This window comes from Methylobacterium trifolii (assembly GCF_022179685.1).
Lineage (GTDB): Bacteria > Pseudomonadota > Alphaproteobacteria > Rhizobiales > Beijerinckiaceae > Methylobacterium > Methylobacterium trifolii.
In genome coordinates, this window is the sequence record NZ_BPRB01000361.1 from 1 (window position 1) to 3,230 (window position 3,230).

Genomic DNA, 3,230 nt, shown 5'->3' on the forward strand with positions numbered 1-3,230 from the left:
CGGCCTCGCGCTTGCGGGCGGCGGCGGCCCGCTCCGCCTTGAGTTCGGCCGCGGCCTCGGCGGCCTCGTGGGCCCGGCGGCGCTCGGCCTCGGCGGCGGCCTTGGCCTTGCGGCGCTCGGCCTCGGCCTGCCTGGCGCGCTGTTCGTCCTCGCGGTCGCTGACCGCGGATTCGCTTTCGGCCTTCTGCCGGGCGATCTCTGCCGCCTTGCCGCGCTCCTCCGCCTCCTTCTGGCGGGCGGCGATCTCGGCGGCCTTGGCGCGCTCCTTCTCCTCGCGCTCGCGATCGGCGATGGCGGCGGCCCTGGCCTTCGCTTCGCGCTCGTGCTGCTCCAGGGCCTGGGCCTTGCCCCGCTCCTCGATCTCCCGCGCGGCGGCCTTGGCCGCGAGCGAGGCTTTGGCAGCCTCCTCGGCCTCGCGCTTGCGGGCGTTGGTCTCGGCCTCCGCCCTGGCACGCTCGGCGGCGAGCACGCGGGCGCGCTCCTCCGCCTCCTGCTTGCGGGCGGCGATGGCGGCGAGGCGGGCGGTCTCCTCCTCCTCGCGCCTGCGGGCGGCGGCCTCGGCCGCGCGAGCCCGTTCCTCCGCCTCGCGCTGGCGCGTGGCCGCCAGGGCCTCCGCCTTCTGGCGCGCGGCCTCCGCGATGCGCGCGCGCTCGGCTTCCTCGCGCTGCCTGGCCGCCTCGCGCTCCAGGCGCTTGCGCTCGGCCTCGACGGCCTTCTTCTGCTTCTCGTCCTCGTCGTGCTGGCGGGCGGCCTCACGCTCCAGGCGCATGGCCTCCTCGCGCTCGCGGGCCAGCCGGTCGAGGGTCTCGAGCCGCGCCTGCGCGTCCGCGACCAGGGGCGAGGTCGGATGGGTCTCGATGAACCGGGTGATCGCCGCCCGGTCGCCGGAGGTCTTGAGCCTGTCCCAGGCCTTCTGCTCGGCCGCCGTGGGCCTCGGCACCGGCACGACCGGCGGCACGTCCGCCTTGGGCGAGGTGCGCCCGGTCGGCTCCGCGCCGATACCGGGCGCGTCGCTGAGGACGCGGTTGACGCCCTCCATCGCGGGGGCGGCCGGCGTCGCGAGCTTGGCGAGCTGCACCCGCGCCAGGTCGGCGTAGAGGCCGCTCTTGTGGGTGTTGAGGTAGACCTCCCAGGCCTCCTTCTTCCCCACCCGCTCGACGATCTCGTAATCGGTCTTGGACGCGTCGAGGTCGCTGCGGGTCGGGGCCGCGGGCGTCATCGTGGCCTCGGCGCGGGCCGGCACCAGGGCCACCGTCCCGCCCCCGAGGGAACCGTAGACGAAGGGCTCCTGCTTGCGCCCGGTGGCCTTCAGCACGTCGTCGCGCACCCGGCCGAAGGCGAGGCGCACGTCGAGGCCGGGCACCGTGAGGTTGGCGAGGAGCGCCGTGGTGAAGGGGCTGTGGGCGCCCTCCCCGTCGTTGGCGACCGACTTTTCCTTGGCCGCGTAGGCGATCAGCGTGTCCGACTGGGCGGGCTCGACCTTGCCCAGGCCGGCGCTGATGGCGCGGGTAGCCACCCGCCGCTTCATCTTGCTGGCAAAGGGGTTGTCGCGGCAGGCGTCGAGGATCACCAGCCGCAGGCGCTTGGCGGGCTCCAGGGCGGTGAGGATGCGGTCGAGGGAGATCGCCTCGTCGTCGGCGTCGCGCTCGTTCAGCAGCTTGGCGTCGGTGGGGATGAGGTAGTTGGTCTCGCGGATCTCGATGCCGTGGCCGGCATAGAACACCACGGCGATGTCGGCATCCGTCACCGCATCCTCGAACTCGCGGATCGCCCGTTTGAGTTCGAGGTTGCCCACGTCGGAACGGGCGGAGACCACGTCGAAATTGGCCTTGCGGAACATGTCGGCGATCGAGGTCGCGTCGTTGACGGCGTTGGGAAGCTGCGGCACCGATTCGTAGGCCGAGACGCCGATCACCAGGGCCACGCGCCGCCCCTCGGCCGAGGCTTGCTCGGCGTAGAGGGTCAGCAGGGCGCTGACGAGGATGGCAATCGCGAACCGGGTCACGCCTGTCGCCTTCGCGCGGGAGGCGACGCGGCCGGGTGGCCCGCAGGATCGCTCCGAGCGGCAAATTAGGCGCCGCCGCGGGGGCACGCAACGAGTAAATTGCATTCGCGCCCACCTGACGGGCCCGGACAGTAGACCGACGTGCGAATGTTCACGTGATCGGGTGGTTCGATACTGTGTTTCTCGCCTCGCCGCAGCGGCCGGGCCTCGGCGGCACTGTATCGTACGAAACAAACCTCAGCGCAGGTTCGCGGCCACGGGAATCGGACGGATCAGGTCGCCCTCTCGCAGGAACGGACCCGCGCGCACGACGACGGTGTCGCGCGATTCGAGCCCCTCCCGGATCTCGACCTCCAGCTCCGAGGACAGGCCGGTGACGACGGGCCGGGCCTCGATCCGGCGTGTGTTGGCCACGTAGATCACCGGCCCCTCCGCCTCCTGGGCCACCGCCGCGAAGGGCACGGCGACGCCGCAGCGCTCGCCCACCCGCACCACGCCGCTGGCGAACTGGCCCTGGCGGAGTCCCTCGCCCTCGCTCTTGCTCTCGTTCTTGCCCTCTCCCTCGCCCTCACCCTTGCCGAGCAGGATGCGGACGCGCCCGAGCTGCGTCCCGGGGTCGATCCTGTCCGGGACGAGGCGCACCCGGCCGGGCCGGTCCGCTTCGCCCAGCGGCGTGACGGTGACGCCCTGGCCGGGGGAGAGCCGGGACAGCGCCGGGAGCGGCACCTCGGCCTCCAGCTCGAACTCCCCCTGCGCCACGATCTGGAACAGGGCCGGGCCGGCCGCGGTCGCCGGCTGCTCGGCCACGGCGGTGCTGCGCCCGACCACACCGGCGACGGGGCTGCGCAGGGCGACCGCCCGCTGCTCCGGCTCGCCCGGCCGCAGGAGCTGGGCCAGCACCTGCCCGGCGCGCACCTCTTCCAGGGGCTTGGCCAGGACGCGCAGGGTGCGCAGGCCCTCGGTCTCCGGCCGCACCTCGACCTCCCGGCGCGGCACCAGCACCCCGGTGACGCGGATGCGGTCCTGGAAGCAGGATTGCCGGGCCCGCGTCACACTCACCGCGATCAGGTCGTCGCGCCCGCTGCCGGCCTCCGCCTCGGCGGTCGCAGCGTCCTCGCTCCGGCGCCCCAGGAGTTCCGGGCGCAGATGCCAGAGGGCCCCGACTCCGAGGGCCAGCAGCAGCAGGAGCGTCGCGCCGGCCCAGCGGGCGCGACGCTCCTGCTGC

The 3,230-nt window shown here is 73.9% G+C and carries 2 protein-coding genes; both read right to left on the reverse strand.

Annotation, left to right across the window (positions count from 1 at the left end; all coding sequences use genetic code 11):
- On the reverse strand, positions 1–2,005 hold a 2,005-nt coding region (locus COGEMETH_RS25705; RefSeq protein ID WP_283215047.1), incomplete at its 3' end, for a caspase family protein.
- 237 nt (positions 2,006–2,242) lie between these two features.
- Positions 2,243–3,230, reverse strand: a 988-nt coding sequence (locus COGEMETH_RS24410) for an efflux RND transporter periplasmic adaptor subunit (RefSeq protein WP_238185263.1), incomplete at its 5' end; no start/stop codon positions are given.